Source organism: Mycolicibacter arupensis, assembly GCF_002086515.1.
Lineage (GTDB): Bacteria > Actinomycetota > Actinomycetes > Mycobacteriales > Mycobacteriaceae > Mycobacterium > Mycobacterium arupense.
In genome coordinates this window covers 1-2623 of record NZ_MVHH01000104.1, presented here as the reverse complement: position 1 = coordinate 2623, position 2623 = coordinate 1, and the positions used below count along the sequence as shown (strand labels likewise).

Sequence of the window (2623 nt, the reverse complement as noted above, 5' to 3'; positions counted from 1 at the left end):
GCTCGTCCCAGTCCCGGGGAGGAGGCGGCGGGGCATACCAGTCGTCTTGCACCGGGATCGGCGCACTGGACGGCACACCGGCAAAGCCGCCGATCTCGGTGGGCTTGGGGAACGCCACGATGGGGGCGCCCCACAGCGCACCGTCCATGCTGGCCTTCCAGATGTCGCCCGGCAGGCCCGCCCCGTAGATTGGGCCGCCCCACTTGTTGACCAGTGGCTCGTCGCCCTTCTCGGTGCCGACCCAAACCGCGGTCGACAGGGTGGGCGTGTAGCCCACCATCCAGGCGTCCCGGTTGGCCCCGGTGGCGCCCAGCTGCGTGGTGCCGGTCTTGGCGGCGGCGGGCCGGCCACCGGCCAAATCGTGGCCGCCCGACCAACTGGGGATGGCTTTCATGGCGTCGGTGACGTTGTCGGCGACCGCTTTCGATATGCGTTGCTCGCCGGTGTCGCCGGCGCCGCCGATGTCGAAGAGCACCCGGTCGTCGGGGCCGACCACCTTCTGGATGAAGTGCGGGCGGTGATACACCCCGGACGCGGCCAGCGTGGCGTACGCCGACGCCATGTCGATCACCCTGGTCTGGTACTGGCCCAAAACGATCCCATTCTCCGGGGGGCCGCCGCGGCCATCCTGAGACAGGGTGTGCGCAACCCCCGGGAAGCTTTCGGCGACCCCCAGCTGGTGGGCGACATCGGCGACGTCCTGCGGTCCGTGCTTGAGCTTGAGCATCAGCCGGTAATACGACGTGTTGAGCGAGCGCTTGAGCGCCTCGGCAAGGTTGCAGACCCCGCAGCTGGCGCCGCCGACGTTGCTGATCTTGGTCTTTCCGACCGTCAGCGGGCTGCTGTCGATCTGCTCACCCAAGCCGATGCCCTGTTTGAGTGCGGCCGCCAGCGCGAACACCTTGAACGACGAACCGGTCTGCAGTCCGGCCTGGGCGAAGTCGAAACCGCCCGCCTCGGTGCCCCCGTAGTAGGCCAGCACCGCGCCGTTGCGCGGGTCGATGGAGACCACCGCGGTGCGCACGGCCGGCTTCTGCCCCGCCATGGCGTTGGCCACCGCCTTTTCCACCGCGCGCTGGGCCTTCATGTCGATCGTGGTGGTGATGCGCAAGCCCTCCATGTTCAGGGTCTGTTCGTCCATGTGGAACATATCGAGCAGCTCTTCGGTGACCTGGCGCTGAATCAGCCCGTTGGGGCCCACGGCCTGGTCGGCGTTGCGCGCCTGGTCGGGCGGGATTGTCGTGGGGAAGAACTGCTTGGCCCGCTCGCTGAGCGTCAGAGCGCCGGTTTGCACCATGCCATCGAGTACCCAGTTCCAGCGGTCCACGGCAAGGTCGCGGTTGATTGCCGGATCCAGGGTCGACGGCCGCTGAATGACGGCCGCCAGCAGCGCCCCCTCCGAGACGGTGAGATCCTCGACGGCTTTGTCGAAGTACGCGCGAGCCGCCGCGGCGATCCCATAGGTGGTGCGGCCGAAGTAGATGATGTTGAGGTAGGCCTCCAGCACCTCGTCTTTGGGCCACTCCGCGGACATCTTGGTGGCGATGACGAGTTCCTTGCCCTTGCGCACCAGTCCCCCGACACCGGCTCGCTCGGATCCGACCAAGGCGTTCTTGACGTACTGCTGGGTGATGGTCGAGCCACCCTGGGTGTCGCCGCCGGTCAGGTTGTTCTTGACCGCGCGGAACAGGCCCGAGGCGGAGAAGCCTGAGTTGGTGTAGAAGTCGCGGTCTTCGGCGGCCAGCACCGCCTCACGAACGTGCACCGGCACCCGATCGAGCTTGACGTCAACCCGATTCCCGTCCGGCGGAACGATTTTCGCCAGCTCGGTGCCGTCGGCGGCGAAGATCATCGACACCTGCGTGGTGTGAATGTCTCCGGGCTGGGGGATGTCCACCGCGCGGTAGGCCATCCCGAAGGTCACGACCGGCACCACCAGCAGCAGGGCAAGCCCGACGTAGGCGGCCCGCCGTAACCACAGCCAGGCTCGTCGCCGACGCTCGGCGGAGGAATCCGGCTCTGCTGCGGGATCCACCGGCGTCTGCGCTGGGGCACTGGGCTTTTCGTCATCCGGGCGCCGCCGCTCCATGGCGGCCTTGACCGCTTCGGGGCGCTCGCGTGGATCTGCGTCGTCGGGGGTCTCCGCCTGCGGAGAACTGCCGGGCTGCTCGGCGTCCGTGGTCGCCAAGAAGTGCTCTTCTTCAGCGCTGTCGGTGCCCGGCGCTGTCGGGCCCTGGGTCTTCACCTGCGCCCAGGGCGTCCTCGCGGAGCGGAGTCGGGCTTGCGGCCCTTCGCTATATCGATCCGGGCACAGCCCTTTTCATCACACGGCGAAGTGCTCAGCAGCCAGTCGTCCCCCACGCGTCGCTGCGTTTGCATGGCAAACAGACTACTTCCGTGGACTCACCGTCGGGTTGAAACAAGGTCACAATGGCGCTACGGCGGAGGTGGCGGCACCTCAGCCGGCGGCGGTCCCCCGGGCTCGGGCGCCGGCGGAGCGGGCGGAGCGGCTGTGATCGTGGTGGGTGGACCGATCGGGATGGTGATGCCCGGAGCGATCTCGATGGTCGGTTGGATGACCGTCTCCGTGGGCGGCGGGGGGCCCTCATCCATCGGCGGGGGC

1 protein-coding gene and 1 pseudogene are annotated in these 2623 nt (G+C 68.2%); both read right to left on the bottom strand.

All coding sequences use genetic code 11. The annotated features are described in order from the left end of the window. The coding region (locus BST15_RS20850) for a transglycosylase domain-containing protein (RefSeq protein WP_272937521.1) at positions 1-2245 on the bottom strand (2245 nt) is incomplete at its 3' end. A 191-nt stretch (positions 2246-2436) separates the two neighbouring features. Continuing rightward, a pseudogene (locus BST15_RS22460) lies at positions 2437-2623 on the bottom strand (hypothetical protein); the annotation flags it as partial.